Origin of the sequence: Reichenbachiella sp. (genome assembly GCF_039941815.1) — a bacterium.
Classification (GTDB): domain Bacteria; phylum Bacteroidota; class Bacteroidia; order Cytophagales; family Cyclobacteriaceae; genus Reichenbachiella.
Map to the genome: position 1 here is coordinate 1 of NZ_JBDVDW010000077.1, position 1,465 is coordinate 1,465.

At 40.1% G+C, this 1,465-nt stretch carries 2 protein-coding genes; both read left to right on the forward strand.

Translation table 11 applies throughout. From position 1 onward, the window contains the following. Positions 1 to 104: 104 nt before the first annotated feature. Positions 105 to 467, forward strand: coding sequence for a hypothetical protein (locus ABJF11_RS20565; protein ID WP_348122177.1), 363 nt, complete (start codon positions 105 to 107; stop codon positions 465 to 467). Positions 468 to 504: 37 nt separating this feature from the next. Further along, positions 505 to 864 (forward strand): hypothetical protein, encoded by a 360-nt coding sequence (locus ABJF11_RS20570; RefSeq protein ID WP_348122179.1) that lies wholly within the window; start codon positions 505 to 507, stop codon positions 862 to 864. The last annotated feature ends 601 nt before the right edge of the window (positions 865 to 1,465 follow it).

Genomic DNA, 1,465 nt, shown 5'->3' on the forward strand with positions numbered 1-1,465 from the left:
ACGGTAGAGTCAATGATGAAAGAAGTTCAACGTATACTGAAAGCGTTACTTGTTGAATATCGATGCGCCTTCAATGAGTGGGAGAAGTTTGTACCCATGGTGCAATGGGCGTTAAACTCATCACACAGGCAGCGATTAGGATGTTCACCGTACAAAGCTTTTTTGGGAGGGAACCCACGTCAATGTTGGCATACTTAATGCACGACCATACTGACGTTGTTGATGTAGTTCAAATCTCTGACAAAGATATCAAATTGATGGTTACTGATCTGACAGCTGCCACCGACGCTATGCATAAACACATTGTTACAACTATTCAACAGATGCGTGAAGAGAGCAGGCGTAGAGCCAGCAAAGGAACTTTGCCAAATTTTGTTGTGGGAGATTTTGTGTTGGTGGCAAAGGTGAGGCAAGCAGGGAAATCGTCGAAGCTTATGTCTACAGTCAGGTCCTTGGAGAGTTACTAACGCTTCCAGGCAACATGCATATCAGGTTCAGAACATCGTGGACGGAAATATATCAACGGTGCATGTGGCACGTATGAAGTTCTACCAAGACTCTTCTCTGGGGTTAACGGCAGACATCAAAGAAACTTTCCAATATCTTATTAATCAGGGCGAATTCGAAATGGAAGGAATACTGGAATTAAGAAGATCGACGAACGGTAACTATGAAGCATTTGTCAACTGGAAAGGATTTTCGGAAGCAGAACGTTCGTGGGAACCAATATCTACACTTCACTCGAGCTCTCCATCGTTTGTTATCAAGCAGCTGAAACGTCTCAAGCTGCCCTTAAAGACAAGGAGGGCACTTTTGGCACGTCACAAGATCAAGGTAGAAACAGGGTCTGGTGGATCGCTTTAGTCACAGCGACGTGTTATTTTCTTGAGTTACTTCTTAAATTTTTCTTTTCTTTTTTTCTTTTTTGTCGTTCATTACTATTTTGTTTTCTTTTATTTGTTTGTTTTCTTCTTTTTTTTCATTTTTCGTTTCTCGTTTTTTATTACTATTATATTTTTCTGTTCTTTCATGTCCATTATTATAGTATCATAGCATGCGTCATGTGTTCAGACAAGTTGAAGTTTGTAGTTGAAAGAGGACCAATCATGTTATTATCTGTACCAATCATGTTGAGTTAATGGCTAGCTTAGTTGGTTGAGGCTGATTATAGTAATAGAGTACCTGGTATGTAATACTCGTACAAGATACCTGGTATATAGTTACAACATCAACCAAACAAGGAAGAGAGTGTTTCGACATTGTAGCATCAGAAAGGCTCGCCCAAACAAAACACGTGGGTACAAGTGGGTATAGACAGATTACCAAATTATAACACTCGATTGAAATTGGAGAAGTTCCTATATTCTTCGTTCTTGGCTGAATGCTGTGCGTGTGTGTGTAAAGGTATACTGCATGTGAGAGTGTACCAGGCATGTTATATGTGATTGAGTGTGTTGACATGTAT